Annotated in this window: 22 protein-coding genes; 16 read left to right on the top strand and 6 right to left on the bottom strand. The window is 39.0% G+C overall.

Features of this window, described 5'->3' with window-relative positions; genetic code table 11:
- Nucleotides 1–50 precede the first annotated feature (50 nt).
- The 5 genes from ACHUFA_RS02735 to pbp2b all read left to right on the top strand — a co-directional run bounded on the left by ACHUFA_RS02735 (nt 51) and on the right by pbp2b (nt 6,422).
- Nucleotides 51–1,043 carry an ABC transporter ATP-binding protein gene (locus ACHUFA_RS02735; protein WP_394404963.1) on the top strand — a complete coding sequence of 331 codons (993 nt, stop codon included), beginning with the start codon at nt 51–53 and terminating at the stop codon, nt 1,041–1,043.
- Nucleotides 1,044–1,862, top strand: coding sequence for an ABC transporter permease (locus ACHUFA_RS02740; RefSeq protein WP_222347231.1), 819 nt, complete (start codon nt 1,044–1,046; stop codon nt 1,860–1,862).
- 1 nt (nt 1,863) lies between these two features.
- The gene (locus tag ACHUFA_RS02745) at nt 1,864–2,649 is read left to right on the top strand and encodes an ABC transporter permease (RefSeq protein WP_222347232.1); all 786 of its coding nucleotides are present in this window, start codon (nt 1,864–1,866) and stop codon (nt 2,647–2,649) included.
- Between the two features lie 245 nt (nt 2,650–2,894).
- Nucleotides 2,895–4,286: a ribosomal protection-like ABC-F family protein gene (gene abc-f, locus ACHUFA_RS02750; protein WP_394404832.1), complete on the top strand. Its 1,392-nt coding sequence runs from the start codon at nt 2,895–2,897 to the stop codon at nt 4,284–4,286.
- A 63-nt stretch (nt 4,287–4,349) separates the two neighbouring features.
- Entirely contained in the window at nt 4,350–6,422 is a 2,073-nt protein-coding gene (pbp2b, locus tag ACHUFA_RS02755) for a penicillin-binding protein PBP2B (RefSeq protein ID WP_394404833.1), read from the top strand.
- A 73-nt stretch (nt 6,423–6,495) separates the two neighbouring features.
- On the opposite strand, the gene ACHUFA_RS02760 is transcribed toward pbp2b, so the two are convergent.
- The 5 genes from ACHUFA_RS02760 to ACHUFA_RS02780 form a co-directional block, all read right to left on the bottom strand.
- Nucleotides 6,496–7,632: a tyrosine-type recombinase/integrase gene (locus tag ACHUFA_RS02760; RefSeq protein WP_394404834.1), complete on the bottom strand. Its 1,137-nt coding sequence runs from the start codon at nt 7,630–7,632 to the stop codon at nt 6,496–6,498.
- Between the two features lie 129 nt (nt 7,633–7,761).
- Entirely contained in the window at nt 7,762–8,829 is a 1,068-nt protein-coding gene (locus ACHUFA_RS02765) for an Abi family protein (RefSeq protein WP_222347236.1), read from the bottom strand.
- 140 nt (nt 8,830–8,969) lie between these two features.
- Nucleotides 8,970–9,737 (bottom strand): S24 family peptidase, encoded by a 768-nt coding sequence (locus ACHUFA_RS02770; RefSeq protein ID WP_394404835.1) that lies wholly within the window; start codon nt 9,735–9,737, stop codon nt 8,970–8,972.
- Between the two features lie 589 nt (nt 9,738–10,326).
- Nucleotides 10,327–10,758 (bottom strand): hypothetical protein, encoded by a 432-nt coding sequence (locus ACHUFA_RS02775; RefSeq protein WP_394404836.1) that lies wholly within the window; start codon nt 10,756–10,758, stop codon nt 10,327–10,329.
- Nucleotides 10,759–10,963: 205 nt separating this feature from the next.
- Nucleotides 10,964–11,164, bottom strand: coding sequence for a KTSC domain-containing protein (locus ACHUFA_RS02780; protein WP_222347239.1), 201 nt, complete (start codon nt 11,162–11,164; stop codon nt 10,964–10,966).
- Nucleotides 11,165–11,238: 74 nt separating this feature from the next.
- On the opposite strand from ACHUFA_RS02780, the gene ACHUFA_RS02785 reads away from it, so the two are divergent.
- Nucleotides 11,239–11,529, top strand: coding sequence for an ImmA/IrrE family metallo-endopeptidase (locus ACHUFA_RS02785; RefSeq protein WP_394404837.1), 291 nt, complete (start codon nt 11,239–11,241; stop codon nt 11,527–11,529).
- On the opposite strand, the gene ACHUFA_RS02790 is transcribed toward ACHUFA_RS02785, so the two are convergent.
- The gene (locus ACHUFA_RS02790) at nt 11,519–11,647 is read right to left on the bottom strand and encodes a hypothetical protein (protein ID WP_394404838.1); all 129 of its coding nucleotides are present in this window, start codon (nt 11,645–11,647) and stop codon (nt 11,519–11,521) included. The two genes, ACHUFA_RS02785 and ACHUFA_RS02790, sit on opposite strands and share 11 nt — an antisense overlap.
- 49 nt (nt 11,648–11,696) lie before the next feature.
- Between ACHUFA_RS02790 and ACHUFA_RS02795 the strand changes: the two genes are divergently transcribed.
- From ACHUFA_RS02795 to ACHUFA_RS02840, 10 genes are read left to right on the top strand one after another with little or no spacing between them, the layout of a single operon-like run.
- On the top strand, nt 11,697–11,900 hold the full coding sequence (locus tag ACHUFA_RS02795) for a helix-turn-helix domain-containing protein (RefSeq protein WP_394404839.1): 204 nt from the start codon (nt 11,697–11,699) through the stop codon (nt 11,898–11,900).
- Nucleotides 11,901–11,904: 4 nt separating this feature from the next.
- Entirely contained in the window at nt 11,905–12,120 is a 216-nt protein-coding gene (locus tag ACHUFA_RS02800; RefSeq protein WP_222347240.1) for a helix-turn-helix transcriptional regulator, read from the top strand.
- A gap of 18 nt (nt 12,121–12,138) precedes the next feature.
- Complete coding sequence (locus ACHUFA_RS02805; protein WP_394404840.1) at nt 12,139–12,942, top strand: replication initiator protein A; 804 nt, start codon at nt 12,139–12,141, stop codon at nt 12,940–12,942.
- An 18-nt stretch (nt 12,943–12,960) separates the two neighbouring features.
- Entirely contained in the window at nt 12,961–13,818 is an 858-nt protein-coding gene (locus ACHUFA_RS02810; protein ID WP_394404841.1) for an ATP-binding protein, read from the top strand.
- A gap of 8 nt (nt 13,819–13,826) precedes the next feature.
- Nucleotides 13,827–13,994, top strand: coding sequence for a hypothetical protein (locus ACHUFA_RS02815; protein ID WP_394404842.1), 168 nt, complete (start codon nt 13,827–13,829; stop codon nt 13,992–13,994).
- 55 nt (nt 13,995–14,049) lie between these two features.
- On the top strand, nt 14,050–14,307 hold the full coding sequence (locus ACHUFA_RS02820; protein WP_222347243.1) for a hypothetical protein: 258 nt from the start codon (nt 14,050–14,052) through the stop codon (nt 14,305–14,307).
- 2 nt (nt 14,308–14,309) lie between these two features.
- Nucleotides 14,310–14,543, top strand: coding sequence for a hypothetical protein (locus ACHUFA_RS02825; protein WP_222347244.1), 234 nt, complete (start codon nt 14,310–14,312; stop codon nt 14,541–14,543).
- 2 nt (nt 14,544–14,545) lie between these two features.
- Nucleotides 14,546–14,749, top strand: coding sequence for a BAR domain-containing protein (locus tag ACHUFA_RS02830; RefSeq protein ID WP_394404843.1), 204 nt, complete (start codon nt 14,546–14,548; stop codon nt 14,747–14,749).
- A complete protein-coding gene (locus tag ACHUFA_RS02835) occupies nt 14,742–14,921 on the top strand; it encodes a hypothetical protein (protein WP_318530325.1) in 180 nt (59 codons plus the stop codon). Before ACHUFA_RS02830 ends, ACHUFA_RS02835 begins: the two co-directional genes overlap by 8 nt.
- Nucleotides 14,918–15,274 carry a hypothetical protein gene (locus ACHUFA_RS02840; protein WP_394404844.1) on the top strand — a complete coding sequence of 119 codons (357 nt, stop codon included), beginning with the start codon at nt 14,918–14,920 and terminating at the stop codon, nt 15,272–15,274. The genes ACHUFA_RS02835 and ACHUFA_RS02840 overlap by 4 nt, the downstream gene beginning before the upstream one ends.
- Nucleotides 15,275–15,284 lie beyond the last annotated feature (10 nt).

Genomic DNA, 15,284 nt, shown 5'->3' on the forward strand with positions numbered 1-15,284 from the left:
AGGTGGAACCTGCTATAATGAGAGATACGAAATAGCAAGGAGTCGCTATGATGACAATGATACGTGTATCTCATTTACAGAAAAATTTCAAGAAAACGATCAAGGAGCCAGGGCTTTTAGGAGCTATGAAATCTTTAGTTCGACCAGAATACCAGAATTTTGAAGCAGTCAAGGACTTGACCTTTGAAGTTCCAAAGGGGCAGATTATGGGCTTTATCGGTGCCAACGGTGCTGGGAAATCAACTACAATTAAAATGTTGACAGGGATTTTGACTCCGACATCTGGTTTTTGTCAGATTAACGGAAAAATTCCTCAAGAAAATCGACAGGACTATGTTAAGGATATCGGGGTTGTTTTTGGGCAACGGACCCAGTTGTGGTGGGACTTAGCCTTGCAAGAAACCTACACTGTCTTGAAAGAAATCTATCAGGTTCCTGATAAGGATTTTCACAAGCGTATGGACTTTCTCAATGATATTCTGGATTTGAATGAATTTATCAAGGATCCTGTTCGGACGCTGTCGCTTGGTCAGCGAATGCGGGCCGATATTGCAGCCTCCTTGCTCCATAATCCCAAGGTTCTATTCTTAGATGAGCCAACGATTGGGCTGGATGTAGCGGTTAAGGACAATATTCGAAAGGCCATTTCTCAGCTCAATCAAGAGGAAGAGACAACCATTATACTGACGACCCATGATTTGAGCGATATTGAAAATCTTTGTGACCGGATTTTTATGATTGATAAGGGGCAAGAAATTTTTGATGGCACCTTGGATCAATTAAAAACAACTTTTGGAAAAATGCAGACCTTGGAATTTGAAGTCATGTCGGGTCAATCTCCAAATCGCTTTTCTTATGAAGGGATGCCAGATATTCAGGTCAAGCGCGAGAAAAATCACTTGACTGTGCAATATGATCGGACACGTTATCAGACGGCTGATTTAATCCAAAAGACTATGAATCAGGTCCAAGTACGTGATGTAGCCATCAAGGAAGCGGACATTGAGGATATTATCCGGCGTTTCTACCGAAAGGAGCTCTAAATGAAGACTTTTTGGTATCGATACCGCCCCTTTGTACGGGCGGGGATTCAGGAAATGGTGACCTATCGGGTTAATTTTTTCCTCTATCGCTTGGGAGATGTGATTGGTGCTTTTGTGGCTTTTTACTTATGGAAAGCAGTTTTCGATTCATCAGCCAATCCCGTTCTCAATCATTTTAGTTTAGCAGATATGACTTCCTATATTATTGTCGGGTTCTTAACCAATCTATTGACTAAGTCAGATTCATCCTTTATGATTGGCGATGAGGTCAAAGATGGTTCGATTGTCATGCGTTTACTGCGTCCAGTTCACTTTGCCATATCCTATTTATTTACCGAATTAGGCTTCAAGTGTATGGTCTTTTTATCTGTAGGTTTTCCATTTTTACTTGGAATGAGTCTTTGGCAAATCTGGCAAGGTCAGACTTTTTTGCAAGTCTTGCTACGATTGGTCATTTATCTGTTTAGCTTGTTATTGGCCTATCTGATGAACTTTTATTTTAATATTTGTTTTGGATTTACAGCCTTTGTATTTAAAAATCTCTGGGGTTCCAACCTTTTGAAGAATTCCATTGTTGCTTTCTTATCAGGAAGTCTCATACCGCTGGCTTTTTTCCCAACAATTGTCGCTAAAATATTGTCGATTTTACCTTTTTCATCGCTCGTGTATGCACCAGTCATGATCTTTATTGGAAAATATAATCTGCAAGAAACTTTCTTTGCTTTGGGACTGCAGGTGTTTTGGTTGCTCTTTTTTGTGGGCTTGTCTCAGTTAGTTTGGAAAGCTGTACAGGGACATTTGACAGTTCAAGGAGGTTGATATGAGACGTTTAGGACGATTACATGGCTTGTTTATCAAGCAATATCTAAAGCAGCTGATGGAGTACAAGGTGGATTTTTTAATTGGTGTGCTGGGAGTTTTTTTGACACAGGGCTTGAATATCCTTTTCCTCCAAGTTCTTTTTTCCCATATTCCTAATTTACAAGGGTGGAATTTCGCGCAGATTGCATTTATCTATGGTTATTCACTGCTTCCCAAGGGAATTGACCACCTTTTCTTCGATAATTTGTGGGCGGTTGGTCAGCGTTTGGTTCGCAGGGGGGATTTTGATAAATATTTGACACGCCCTCTCAATCCACTTTTTCATGTATTGGTAGAAACCTTTCAAGTAGATGCTCTTGGAGAGTTATTGGTTGGCTTTCTACTTCTAGCAAGCAGTGCTGGGAGTATGGAGTGGACAGCAGGGAAGTTGCTCTTGTTTGTCCTTAGTTTGCCATTTGCGACAGCTATTTATACTTCATTAAAGATTGCGACAGCCAGTATTTCCTTTTGGACCAAGCAATCGGGTGCAGTGACTTATATTTTTTATATGTTTAATGATTTTGCTAAATATCCTATGGCAATCTACCATCCTTTTTTGAAATATGTGCTTAGCTTTATTCTTCCCTTTGCTTTTACAGCCTATTATCCTGCAGCTTACTTTTTGACAGGGGAAGAATTGGTATTTCGCTTAGGAGGGCTGGTTTTGGCGGCAATCATTTGTCTCAGTCTTTCTATTTTTGTATGGAATAAAGGTTTGTCTGCCTATGAAAGTGCGGGTTCTTAAAAATTCTGTTCAATCCTGTACTTTTATGCTAAAATAAACCTATAAAATGAAATGTGAGGTCCTGTGGCGTCATGATTAACAAGTAAATCCGAAGTTTCTAGTTTTCATTCTTGAGATACAAGGGTGGAGACTGTACTTTTGAGGTTTCTTGTAGTCTGGCTTGGCGGGATTTTTCTGTCAAGGTCGTGTTCTGCACGGCTTTTTGTCTACCCGAAACCTTTCTTTTTCAGGCAAGTGAGGTTTTTATGGAAGTAGTATATTGTCAACAAGTAAGAAAAGAAGTAGCAGGTCGTCTCTTATTTGATCTGCCTAGGTTACAGCTGGAGACAGGTTGTAAGGTGGGTTTAATTGGGGAAAATGGTGCTGGCAAATCTAGCTTTCTCAAGATTCTTGTGGGGCAGGATAGAGATTTCACAGGTCAGATAGAGGTTATGCAGGATTTTGCCTATCTTCCTCAAATCAAAGAAGAAACAGCTCTATCTGGTGGTGAACAAATTTTGCAGGCACTAAAGAAAGCACTGGCTCAAAAGCCTAGACTCTTGCTTTTAGATGAGCCAACTGCCAATCTAGATATGGAAAATCGTCTCTGGCTCATCCACCAATTGCGAAAATACCGAGGGAGTCTGTTGGTGGTCAGTCATGACCGTGACTTCCTCAATCAAATTGTGACGAAAATCTGGTATCTGGAACACCAGACTATTCGTCAATACCAAGGAAATTATGACCAGTGTACAGAAGAACGGCAGGCTGAACGAAGCCAGAAAGCAGCTGCTTATCGCGATTATCAAGCCAAGGTCAAGCAACTGCAAGGTGTCTTGGAAGACAAGAAGGTCAAGGCGAAAAAATTAACTAAGAAGAAAAAGTCAGTCAGTTCTTCGGATTGGAAGGTTAATTCTAGATTGGGTGCCTATGATGGGCAAGCTAAGGCAATGGCCAAGAATGCTAAGGCGATTGAAAAACGCATCGAGCGCATGGATAAAGTAGAAAAACCACGAAAGGAATCATGGGTGAAAATGGAGGTGCGAGGGCAGTTGGACAGCACTCTCCACACCCTTTTCCGCCTCAAAGAAAATGCGATTTTTGTAGAAGAGAATTATTTGTTTTATCATCCAGAATTAAGCATGACCTTTGGTCAAAAAGTGGCCTTGCTGGGGAGAAATGGTGCTGGAAAGACTAGTTTTGTACGACAACTCTTGTCTCATCAGCTGGACGGTTATTATGCGGCTAAGTTATCCGTCGCCTACTTTTCACAGAATTTCAGCCAGCTGGACTTGGAAAAATCCGCCTTTGATAATGCTCGTCAGACTTCTGAGCAGGACCGTGTGACAATCCTTAATCTTCTAGCCATGCTGGGGATTCGCTATGAAAAGGCTCAACAGAAGGTGGCGACCTTGTCAGGTGGTGAGCGTGTGCGATTGGCTCTAGCCAAGGTTTTATTGAGCGACAGCACTCTGCTGATACTGGATGAGCCGACCAATTTTCTGGATGTGGTCACCTTGGAGGCCTTGGAAACCTTTCTAGAAAGCTATCCTGGAAGCCTTCTTCTCATCTCACATGATCCTCGTTTTGTTGGGGAAATAGCAGAGCAGATTTGGCGGATTGAGGATGGTCAACTTTCTCTAGAAAGCCCAATCTAGGTCAAGAAAAATCCCTCCTCCTGTGTTATAATAGAAAAGAATTTCCAGAAAGAGGTGTTGATAGTGGCGAAAAAGAAAACGGCAAATAACAAGTTACGCAACCACATTCCTAGAAGACTCTATATCCTATTTTCGTTGGTTGTCCTCTTGTTTACAGCCTTGATTGCACGATTGGCCTACATGCAGATTGTGAATCAGGAATTTTATACCAATAAATTGGCAAAAGCCAGTAAGAAGACCATTACGACCAGCTCGGTACGTGGTCAGATTTATGATGCCAAAGGAGTTGCTTTGGTAGAAAATGAAGTGGAACAAGTGGTCGCTTTTACTCGTTCCAACACGATGACAGCGGGGCAAATTAAGCAGATTGCACAAAATTTGCTTGGTTATGTGACAGTGACAAGTGTGTCCAACTCAGACCGAGATCGCGCAGATTACTACTTGGCTGATCCAGAAACCTATCGAGAAGTTGTTGCCAATCTTCCTAAAAAGAAAAAATTTGATACAGATGGCAATTATTTGAATGAGTCTACCATTTATGCTAATGCAGTAGCGAGCTTGAAGCCCGAACAGTTGAATTTTTCTGAGGAAGAAAACAAGGTCATTGAACTCTTTTCGCAGATGAATGCGGCAGGTTACTTTGAAACAGTCCATTTGGTGACAGAACCCCTGACAGCTGAACAGATTGCTTTGATCGCTGCCAATGAAAAGAATTTATCAGGCATTTCGACCACCAGTAACTGGAACCGAGTTGTCAAGGAGACATCGCTAGCTTCCATTATAGGGACGGTAACGACTGAGCAAGCAGGATTGCCACAAGAAGATGCGGCAGAGTATTTAGCCAAAGGCTATGCTCTTAATGACCGTGTGGGAACAGCTTACTTGGAAAAACAATACGAAGAAGTTCTCCAAGGCAAACACCAAGTTCGAGATATTTTATTGGATAAAAATGGCAGAGTAGACCAGATAAAAACGGTTCAAGAAGGACAAAAAGGGAATAATATCAAGCTAACCCTTGATTTGAAATTCCAAGATGGTGTCAATGCTATCTTGAAAAAGCACTTTGATGCTGAGCTTTCAACAGGTAGTGCTCGTTATTCTAATGGTGTTTATGCTGTCGTTCTCAAACCAGATACCGGCGATGTCCTTGCCATGGCGGGCTACAAGCATGATACCGAGACCAATGAGGTGTCAGAAGATGCTCTCGGAACTATTACCAATATCTTTGTACCGGGGTCAATCGTCAAAGGAGCCACCATTGCTTCTGGTTGGGAAAATGGAATTATTTCGGGAAATCAAGTCCTGACGGACCAGCCTATCCAGTTTGCGGGTTCCAATCCCATTACTTCTTGGTTTACAGCTTATGGCAATCAAGATATCACAGCTGTTCAAGCTCTCCAGTACTCATCTAATACTTACATGGTACAGCTTGCCCTCAAGATGGCTGGTCAACCCTATATTTACGGCATGACCTTAGCTGAAAATGATCAAATGACAGAGGCAATGAAAAAGCTGCGGTCTACCTTTAGAGAATTTGGTCTGGGTACTTCAACAGGTATTGACTTGCCGCTTGAGTCTACAGGCTATATTCCTGAAGAATTCAGTATTTCTAACTATTTGACCAATGCCTTTGGACAGTTTGACAACTATACTCCTCTGCAAATGGCCCAGTATGCAGCGACGGTTGCCAATGATGGAAAACGTGTTTCACCGCATTTAGTGCAAGGGGTTTATGACAATAAGGAAGACGGTAGTCTAGGCAATCAAATCTCAACGGTGACCGGTAAGGAATTGAATCAAGTCAATGTCTCTGCAGAAGATATGGCTCTTATCAAGGAAGGTTTCTACCAAGTGGTAAATGGTGCCAGCGGTTTCACAACTGGTCGTGCTATTGCAAACGGAGCTTCTGTGCAAATCAGTGCCAAAACAGGTACTGCCGAAACCTTTGTCAAAGCGGCAGATGGTCAATTTTTAGACGCAGTCAATACCAATATCGTTGCCTATGCACCGAGTGACAATCCCCAAATTGCGGTATCCGTTGTCTTGCCAAATCTTACGGATCTCAATTCAGCGACAAGTAAGGCCATTGTCACAGAAATCGTTAACCTTTACAACTCACTTTATCATATGAATTAAGGAATTTTATGCTCTACCCAACACACATCAAATAAAACACATAAAAACCCCATGAAATCAACGTTCGTGGGGTTTATTTGTTTTTCTGGGGGCAGAAAAGGGGCAAGTTATCAAGTTTATCTATGATGTCATTTTTCATTTTATTTGTAACGTGTGTGTAGATTTTTAGAGTTGTATTTGGATTCGTATGCCCGACTCTATCCATAATTGCTTTGAGCGGTGTGTTTAATTCCGTTAATATGGAGATGTGAGTATGTCTAAAAACGTGTGTTGATAGTTTCTTTTTTTGATAGTCCAATCTCCTCAAGAATATGCCGATATTTGAATCAAAAATGATAGTGCCGTTTCGTTGATTTGTCCATATTGGGTCAGATGACTTTCCTTGATTGTTTCCAAGTGTGATATTTGTTTGAATAATTTCGTCTAATATCGTTCTTGCTCTCTTGCTGAGCGATACTTTTCTGTAGCTTGATTTGTTTTTTGGCGTTATCTTTTGGCGTACGTATCTATCGTATGTACCAGTTACCGCTATAAAGTCTCCTTGATAATCTTTGCAAGTCAAACCTAAGGCTTCGCCGATGCGCAAACCTGTCAGCGCCAAAAATTCGAAGAGCAACGCATAACGATGATTTTTCGCATCAACTAAATGGAGCACTTCGCGTAATTCCTCCATTTCCAAATATTTTGGGGTATCGTTTTCTAACTCGTCTATCGTTTTTATTTTAGGGACAATTGTGCAGTTTTTCGTTGGATTTTCCACATTGTATCCACGCTTGATAGCGTATTTGTATACATTTGAGATATAAGCCTTAAAATTCGAGATGCTTTCGAGCGAATAGTTTTCCTCGTAGTATAGATTCTCCAAAATATCCAGTACTTGAGCTTGTTTTAATTCTATCAGCAAAGTTTTCTCTGGAATAAATAGAGCTAGTTTGTGCCGAGCAACTTTTCTGTTTCGTATAGTGGCAGGTTTAAGCGTATGCGTTTCAATTTTTTCCATATCCTTCGCAACTTCCCAAAATAAAGCGGAAGTTGCATTTCCGCTTTTTGTTTTCTCTTGTATCTTCTCTAGTAACATGCGTGAGGCTTGATTCTGCGCTTGCTTGGTATTCTTGTCAAGAGTGATAGATACACGCTTTGTGCGGTTATATTCGTCCTTATAACGCTCAAAATACTTATACTTTCCGTTGTCTAATTCTTCAATCCACATTGTTTTTTACCTCACTTTTTGATAAAATGGGTAAAGTAAATAGAACTACTAATAAGCAGTCTATGTACTATACCAGATTTAGCCTATCACTCAAGCTTGGCGGCGGAGAGTGGTAGGCTTTTTTGTTTTTTACTTTGATTTAAAACGTAATCTTTCAGATAGTGGTCTATTAATATTTTTCACGCTATCTATGGAACGTTTTTTTATTGCTTGCGGTGTATTTGGCAGCGGGATTATCGAAGTATTATCCCAATCGGTCGGGAAATCCAAGGTTTGCAAAACCTTAGAAATCGGGATAGAATGGAGGTTTTTCTTAAGGGTTGTGACCCTTTTTCTAATACTGTTGTGTAAAATAGCATATTGTGAACTAGACAATAAACACTGCAAATAACAAAATACATAATACAGCCCTTGGCGATTACAACTAACGTGGTCAGCAGGCAACCACCTTTGAGAACTTAGAGATTTCCAGCAGCGATGCTTAAAAATTAAATTATTGTGAGCTGCAATGTTTCTAAACTCATTTGTATTATTTAGAACCTTTAATAATGTAGAAGCAGAGATAACCTGATTGGTTGTTTTACTCGTTATATTTTGGATGTTACTTTGTAAAAACGTAGACATATCTCTTGCAATATCATCTTGTAAACTACTGTCTAGATACGTATAAAATGTAATTATTTGACCAAACGTCATATCATTGCATAGTACCCAAAAAGGGATTTCACCATGATTTTTATAATGGTGCTTTATCGAATTCATATCTTTTTTATTTACATTCGAGTTGACGATATTAGATAAAATTCCTATTAACTTAGATATTTTAGCCATCTCTTTGAAATTAGATGTTCTTTTGTAACAATTAGTATTAAGATAGGAATATGGCGATTTGTATTTTTCGGAAAATCTATAAGCTACAACTGATTTAAAATGTTTTTCTGCTTCGATAAACGCTTTTAAAACGACGTTTTTTAATTCCTTATCAAATAAATGTACAGCGACAATCTCATCAAAATCAGTGGTTGAAATATAAATAGAGTGATTTCGGCGTGTCGTGAAAAATTTACTATATCCGTTAATCACGTTATAGTAATTGTTGGTTAAAAGATATTTTTTAGCTTTATCAACATCAGAGAAGTTTAGGCCTCTGCTTTTTAATATGTTAATCTGCTCATCTAAATCCTTAAAAGGTTTCATCTGGTTCTCCCACAAAAAATAAAACGGCAACTAATATAAATTAGATGCCGTTTTCTTAACGACCATACCCCCTTGGGGATATGGGCTTAACTCATTTAACTTATATTACATAAAAAATATTAGATTGTCAACAAAAATGTTTAATTTTTATTAATATTTTTCCTATATCTCTCCACAACCTTTCCGATAATACGGAAGTCACTATCTGAATCAACAGGAATGTCGTCGTATTTACTGTTTAAGCTATGCAGAAACGCTCCATCTTCATTGATAAGCAATTGTTTAATATAAGCGTCCCCGTTATACTCAAATACTCCAATATCGCCATCAGAGAGGTCCACAGATAGTTTGACGAATACGTAATCGCCTGAGTGGTATTCTGGTTCCATGGAGTCACCGTAAATGGGTACAACGAAGTCGGCATTCACATTGATAGGCAATTCAACTTGTTTAACTTGCACATCGTTCAAATACTGCCCCGTTCCAGCCGAGGCTGGTTGGTCGTAGTAGTTGTAGGGGAAAAGTTGTTCTTCGTGAACCTCTACTGTATTCTTACTGTTTTCTACTGTCTTTTCTCTCTTTTGCTCCTCTAACAACTCATTTCCATACTGCACCCACTTACCGTGTCGCGGGTCTTTTAGGTCTTTGTCTAGCTGTAGGACGGCGGGGGTGGACTTTTCGACAATTTTGTCTATAGGAGGAAATAAATCATCTATAGAAATATCAAAAGCGTTTGCTAATTTGAAAAGGGTGTTTTTCTTCGGTGTACGAAAACCTTTTTCGTAATTGGCGATAGTAGTATCTCCCATTCCAACTTTCTCAGCTAATTCTTTTTGTGTAAAACTTTTGGCTTTTCTATATTCTTTTATTTTATTTCCAATATAGATAGCTAATTCTTTATCAGTCATTTTCTCACCTCTTTTCAGTATGATTATATCACATAAATTCACGATTTGAAAAGTTTTTTTGTGTTTTCGCAAAAAAATAGTTGACACTTCACGAAAAGTGAAGTATAATATAATCAAGGTTGAGGTAATCAATCAAATCTAAGGAAAGGAGCGCTTATGAGAAGTCGCAAAAAGAAAAAGCTTAGTAGCGAAGTAAGAATCGCATTGATAATAGCGGTTATCAACTTGATTGCAGCCTTACTAAATCTACTAAGCAAACTCTTAGAATAATTGTCAGGGGCGTTTGCCCCGTCCAATTATTGTGACTTTATTATAAAGCAAAGGTGGAAGTTATGCAAGACAAACACGCAAAAATCCTGACTTGGGTATTGATTGCCTTGACCGTCGGAATTATTATCGCCACTTGGTTGGTGTAGAAAGGGGAAGGGGATGGACCTTCAAATCTTAATAACGTTGTTACTTTCTACCATTTTTTCATTGATTTCTTTCATCGTGGTCACAACAGCTGTTGACAGGAAATCTAAGAAAATGCGTGACGAGATGTACAAAAGCGTTTGGGATGAGTATAAAAAAAGAAGTGGCAAGTAGCCTACTTCTTGGAGAGTTTTTGGACAAATTGTTTTTTTAGGTTTTGTTTTTGGTTGTAATTTTCTACCTTGTCTGCGCTAGAAAATACGGAATCGAGGTTGACTTCTCCCGTCATGACTTTATAGATAAGTTCATTCTGTTTTAAAGCTAAATCCATTTCAGCATCTAGTTTTGATACTTTCTCTAATTCTAAGAGTCTGAGGTCGTGAGATTGTTTGAGAGCATCTAATTCTTGAGAGTGTTGTCGCTCAATGTTTTCAAGTTCGTGCTTATGAGATAGCGATAGTTTCTCCATCTCGTGCTCAAACTGAATTTTAATCGCTTTAATGTCAGAACGATTTTTCATCCAAGAAGCTCCAAAGCTAAGCAAACCGGTTATTGCAGCTGGTATTGTTGCAGTACCGAAAGTGAGCCAAAATTGAAAATTTTCCATGAGAGGTGTCTCCGATCGTTTTTATTTTCATTATACCACATAGAAAGGGGGTGAAGAAAATGCCACCAGAGTTGATGCAAAAATTGTTAGAAGGGTCGGAGTTCTTGTCAAAGAACTGCCTGCATAGCCAAATTATCATAACGGTTGAAGGCGTCACTTTTACGGAAACAAAAGAGTTCCACCCTACAAGCGAAACTCTAATAGATTAGATAATACGTGTGTATGAATGCAGTTTAGCTAATCTATGAATATTTGAACCAACAGAACCAACTAATACAGCTTGGTATTCAGCTTGGCTAACATTATGATAATGGTAAATAGAACCATTATTAAATTCAACTTCCAAAGTGCTATCTTCCCAACCAACACTTCGGACGTTACTAGATGAAACGTATTGACGTTGCATACCTTATCCTCCTTTCATTAAGATTTCGAGGATATTATATCAATTATCAACACTTTTAGAAAGGAGGGAGCTGGATGGATGAAATTAAAGTCTGTGGAATGACTTACGCTGTCGAAGTCAAAGAATATTTCAAAGCCCATGATGATGAACGCAATCTTTGGGGTTACTGTGACTATGAGCAACAGAAAATCTATATCCGTGAATCGTTATCAGAACAAAAGAAAAAGCAAGTGCTAATCCATGAATTAACACATGCCATTCTGCATGAAGCTGGTTACAAAGAACAAGATGAAGAATTTGTGAATCGTTTTTCAATCGTTCTACATCAAGTCATTACTGATAATCCTAAATTGCTTAATGCTTAGTTGATTTATGGCTGTTCAGAGTGTGGCTAGCTTTTGATTTAGCAGAAGGTGATTTGCTAGTTGATAGAGTTTTACCAGCTTTACTGACAGTTTTAGATGGTTTGCACGATTTTGCCATATCATTCTCCTTTCTTTTCTATTTGACACACAGGAGAAAATCACTAGATTTGGTAGTTAAAGTTGGATTTATTTTCCTGAATGTCATAGAAATATTGGCAGAACGAGGTTTGACAGTCGTTGATTTGGCGAAAATGGCAGATATTCCAAAGACGAGTATCTACAACGCAAAGTATCACGATATTGGTTTTGAAAAAATGGTAAAACTCGCTGACGCACTAGAAGTCAGCCTAGATGAATTTAGAAAGGAGTGAGAGAATGCAGGTTAAGCTTTATGAGTTGAGAAAAAAAGCTGGCTTGACACAAGCAACTTTAGCTGGTGTCATCAATAAAAGCGAGACAACTTATCGCGATAAAGAATTAGGAAACCGAGATTTTACACTAAGCGAGATGTACAACATCGCCAATTACTTCAAAGTTAGTATAGGCGATATTTTTACAGATACAACTTCACGAAAGGTGAACAAAGCATAACTAGATAGAAAGGAAAGTATGCACATTGATGAAGTAAGAAATAATCAATTTTTCCAATTTCCGCAGTGGATATTAAAAGAACCTTACAACGCTTTGAGTGATAAAGCTAAATTGATGTATATGCTCTTGTTCGATAGACGAACTCTTTCGGAAAAAAATAATTGGTATGACGAAAATGGCAGAGTATATATGTACTTCACCATTGAGCAATTTATGCAGGAACTTTCTTGCAGTCGACAGACTATTATTAACGCTAAGAAAGAATTGCAAAAAATTGGTCTGTTGGAAGAAATCCGCCAAGGCGTAAACAAGCCTAACATCATGTACATCAACGGAAGTCTAAATACTAGACTTCAAGAAGTCCAAAAATTAGACCGCGGAAGTCTAAATACTAGACTTCAAGAAGTCCAAAAATTAGACGGAATCAATACTAATATAACCAATACTAATATAACCAATACTTCTACTGCTTATAGCCCTTCTGAAAATTCTTCAGTATTTGACTACTACCAACAACGGATTGGAGCATTGGACGGCTATCAGTATGAAAGTCTGAATCAGTACATGACTGTAGATGGTCTTGAGCCTGAATTAGTCAAGCGTGCTATTTCGAGAGCTGCGGACAACTCTAAGCGGTCATTTGGCTATATCAACTCTATTTTAAAATCTTGGTCGCAGAACGGTATCAAGACCATAGCGCAACAGGACGAAGAACAGCGGAAGTTTGATGACGGAAAAGCCGACCGTTTCCAAAATGGAAAGTGCTCAAAAAAAGAACCTGACAAGCCTAAGTACGGCGGTGACTGGTTCTTGGAATTGTAGAAAGGAGTAATGCCGTGAATGGATGTCAGAAAACTTAGTCATACCGTGACAGACGAACTATGCAGGAAGCACAATATCTACGTTTGGGAAATGATTCAACCTGTCACTGTCTACAAATATGACAAAGAAAAAAAGGAAATGGTTCCTGATTGCGTAAAGAAAATCAGAGTCTGTCCGAGGTGTGGACAAGAAGCGATTGATAAATCAAGTGAAGCCTTAGATATGAAATCTACGTTGCAACACGATTTGAGCAAGACTTACGATGTCTTTTATAACAAGAGTATCATTCCGTCAGATTTAAAAGATGCGAATTACTCAACGTTCACGACTTCTACGCAAATGGATAATCACGCTAGAAATTTTGGCTTGAGACAGAATGATTTTTGGTTTAGGCAGCAAGGTACAGGAAATGCTCTTTTAAGTGGCCATGCCGGAGTCGGAAAGTCGCATTTGACTTTGGCAATAGCTAAGAAACTAAACGACGACTTTAGAGCAAACGGCGAACCTAAGAGCGTGTTGTACATTCCTATTCAACAACTGTTCCGAAAAATCAAAGATGGGTTTGACGATAAGACAAACCACGAAGGTAAGAAGTTAATGGAATTGATGAAGTCGGTTGATTTTCTATTTGTGGACGACCTTGGAAAAGAAGCTACGTATCAGAATGAGGTTAGACGTGTATCTGACTTTAAACAAGAGATTCTGTATGAACTATTTGATGCTCGCTCAAATTCGTTTATCAATACTAATTTGAGCAAGGACGGTTTACAGAAAGCCTACGACAAAGCAGTACTCAGTCGAATGCTCAAAGGCGCTAAAGGACACACACTTTTTTATCCAGACACAGCAGAGGATAAACGTGTATTACCGTTTTAGGAGGTTGTATGGACGAAAAAGAAGAAATGATTGCTGATTTTGAAGCGGTCGCATGGAAAATTGATGAAGAATTAAAAAAACGACTCTTGCAGTTATCTATTAATCAATTAGCTTGTAAACTAGTTGATTGGCATAACTGGTTGGAAGTCGGACAAATCGAATTTTCAGCAAAATAAAAAAAGCCACTGCGGGAACAGATGGCTTGCAAATAAAAACTAAAGGAATTATACCATGGAAAAAGAAAAAAAGAAAGTCATAAATTTACCAGTGACAGATGCAAAGCTGGCAGAAAAGACTGGTATATCAGCCAAAACGATAGCTACAAGACGACGTGAAGCGCATAAAATGCCGTCGCAGAAGCATTGTCTGACTGGAGATGGCAAGTTCTTCTTCGAGGAAGGGTTTGCGGATTACATGGCTTATTACAGGTCGCCTGCTTGGAAAAAAGAACAAGCACAACTTGAAAAGATGAAAATTAAAGAGGCATAAACATGAGTGAAATTTTAGGCGGAATCACAGTCGTATCTGGATTGTTTGCGATGGTTGCAGGCAGTGCGTGGTTGGAACAACGAAAACTGGAAAACCTACGTCGCAAACGTAGAATGCAGGAAATCCGTGAGAATCACGAGTACCACATCAAGTGGCAGGCAGTCATGGAAGAGCGTGAACGTGCTAAGGTGCAGGCCAAACTCAGTTTGAAGGCTTGGAAGCCGTTAGAGGTATGAATATGAACCAACAGAAAATTATTGAAGCGCAGAATAAGTACATTGAAAGTCAACTAGATTTGTATGACAGGATTTTGGCAAAAGTGGAATCCGCGTACGAGTTTGGAAGCGGTGAACAAACGATTAACCACGTCGCTATTGGTATCTATCTAGGCTACGTACTATCCGATGTTACAGACGCAATTCGAGAGCAAAACAATGACTAAAGAATTGCTAGAAACAATCAGACGCGAACGTTGCGACAAGCTACATCTTTGCGAAGAGCTCGGAAAGATTATCAATGAGCAACAGGATATTATTATCAGCTTGCAGAACGAGAACCGCAGGTTGAAGAAAGAAAACTGGAACTTGAAACAGACGAAAGGTAGAAGAAAATGAACACAGAAACACAAATTTTAGCGACAACTATTTTATCAATTGCAGAAGGTGTCGAAAGATATGGTTACGTATCACCAGTTTCTTTTGATACGCAAAAACTGATTGAAGATTTTAGAGATGAAAATAAAATCTACGAAGTTGTTGAGGGCGAAGACGGAGAATTTGAAAAGAAATTTGTCGGTTTTAAAGATGAAAAACTTGAAAAAATTCTAAAACACCTTTCGACATCTTGTGAAAAAGACAGAATGGATTTACTAAGATATGGATCTGAAATCGACAAGCGTGGTAAAGATAAGGTTGAGCTTATCAAGAAGGTTGTTAAGATATACGCAATTAGAATGGATGAAGAATAGAGGAGAAAAT

Source organism: Streptococcus hepaticus (assembly GCF_043656315.1).
In the GTDB taxonomy this organism is placed as follows: domain Bacteria; phylum Bacillota; class Bacilli; order Lactobacillales; family Streptococcaceae; genus Streptococcus; species Streptococcus hepaticus.

What these genes read in the sequence shown, in the direction of transcription:
- ACHUFA_RS02735 (WP_394404963.1), top strand. Translation starts at nt 51, where the DNA reads ATGACAATGATACGTGTATCTCATTTACAGAAAAATTTCAAGAAAACG.
- ACHUFA_RS02740 (WP_222347231.1), top strand. Translation starts at nt 1,044, where the DNA reads ATGAAGACTTTTTGGTATCGATACCGCCCCTTTGTACGGGCGGGGATT.
- ACHUFA_RS02745 (WP_222347232.1), top strand. Translation starts at nt 1,864, where the DNA reads ATGAGACGTTTAGGACGATTACATGGCTTGTTTATCAAGCAATATCTA.
- abc-f (WP_394404832.1), top strand. Translation starts at nt 2,895, where the DNA reads ATGGAAGTAGTATATTGTCAACAAGTAAGAAAAGAAGTAGCAGGTCGT.
- ACHUFA_RS02760 (WP_394404834.1), bottom strand. Translation starts at nt 7,632, where the DNA reads ATGTGGATTGAAGAATTAGACAACGGAAAGTATAAGTATTTTGAGCGT.
- ACHUFA_RS02765 (WP_222347236.1), bottom strand. Translation starts at nt 8,829, where the DNA reads ATGAAACCTTTTAAGGATTTAGATGAGCAGATTAACATATTAAAAAGC.
- ACHUFA_RS02770 (WP_394404835.1), bottom strand. Translation starts at nt 9,737, where the DNA reads ATGACTGATAAAGAATTAGCTATCTATATTGGAAATAAAATAAAAGAA.
- ACHUFA_RS02775 (WP_394404836.1), bottom strand. Translation starts at nt 10,758, where the DNA reads ATGGAAAATTTTCAATTTTGGCTCACTTTCGGTACTGCAACAATACCA.
- ACHUFA_RS02780 (WP_222347239.1), bottom strand. Translation starts at nt 11,164, where the DNA reads ATGCAACGTCAATACGTTTCATCTAGTAACGTCCGAAGTGTTGGTTGG.
- ACHUFA_RS02785 (WP_394404837.1), top strand. Translation starts at nt 11,239, where the DNA reads ATGGATGAAATTAAAGTCTGTGGAATGACTTACGCTGTCGAAGTCAAA.
- ACHUFA_RS02790 (WP_394404838.1), bottom strand. Translation starts at nt 11,647, where the DNA reads ATGGCAAAATCGTGCAAACCATCTAAAACTGTCAGTAAAGCTGGTAAA.
- ACHUFA_RS02800 (WP_222347240.1), top strand. Translation starts at nt 11,905, where the DNA reads ATGCAGGTTAAGCTTTATGAGTTGAGAAAAAAAGCTGGCTTGACACAA.
- ACHUFA_RS02805 (WP_394404840.1), top strand. Translation starts at nt 12,139, where the DNA reads ATGCACATTGATGAAGTAAGAAATAATCAATTTTTCCAATTTCCGCAG.
- ACHUFA_RS02810 (WP_394404841.1), top strand. Translation starts at nt 12,961, where the DNA reads ATGGATGTCAGAAAACTTAGTCATACCGTGACAGACGAACTATGCAGG.
- ACHUFA_RS02815 (WP_394404842.1), top strand. Translation starts at nt 13,827, where the DNA reads ATGGACGAAAAAGAAGAAATGATTGCTGATTTTGAAGCGGTCGCATGG.
- ACHUFA_RS02820 (WP_222347243.1), top strand. Translation starts at nt 14,050, where the DNA reads ATGGAAAAAGAAAAAAAGAAAGTCATAAATTTACCAGTGACAGATGCA.
- ACHUFA_RS02825 (WP_222347244.1), top strand. Translation starts at nt 14,310, where the DNA reads ATGAGTGAAATTTTAGGCGGAATCACAGTCGTATCTGGATTGTTTGCG.
- ACHUFA_RS02830 (WP_394404843.1), top strand. Translation starts at nt 14,546, where the DNA reads ATGAACCAACAGAAAATTATTGAAGCGCAGAATAAGTACATTGAAAGT.
- ACHUFA_RS02835 (WP_318530325.1), top strand. Translation starts at nt 14,742, where the DNA reads ATGACTAAAGAATTGCTAGAAACAATCAGACGCGAACGTTGCGACAAG.
- ACHUFA_RS02840 (WP_394404844.1), top strand. Translation starts at nt 14,918, where the DNA reads ATGAACACAGAAACACAAATTTTAGCGACAACTATTTTATCAATTGCA.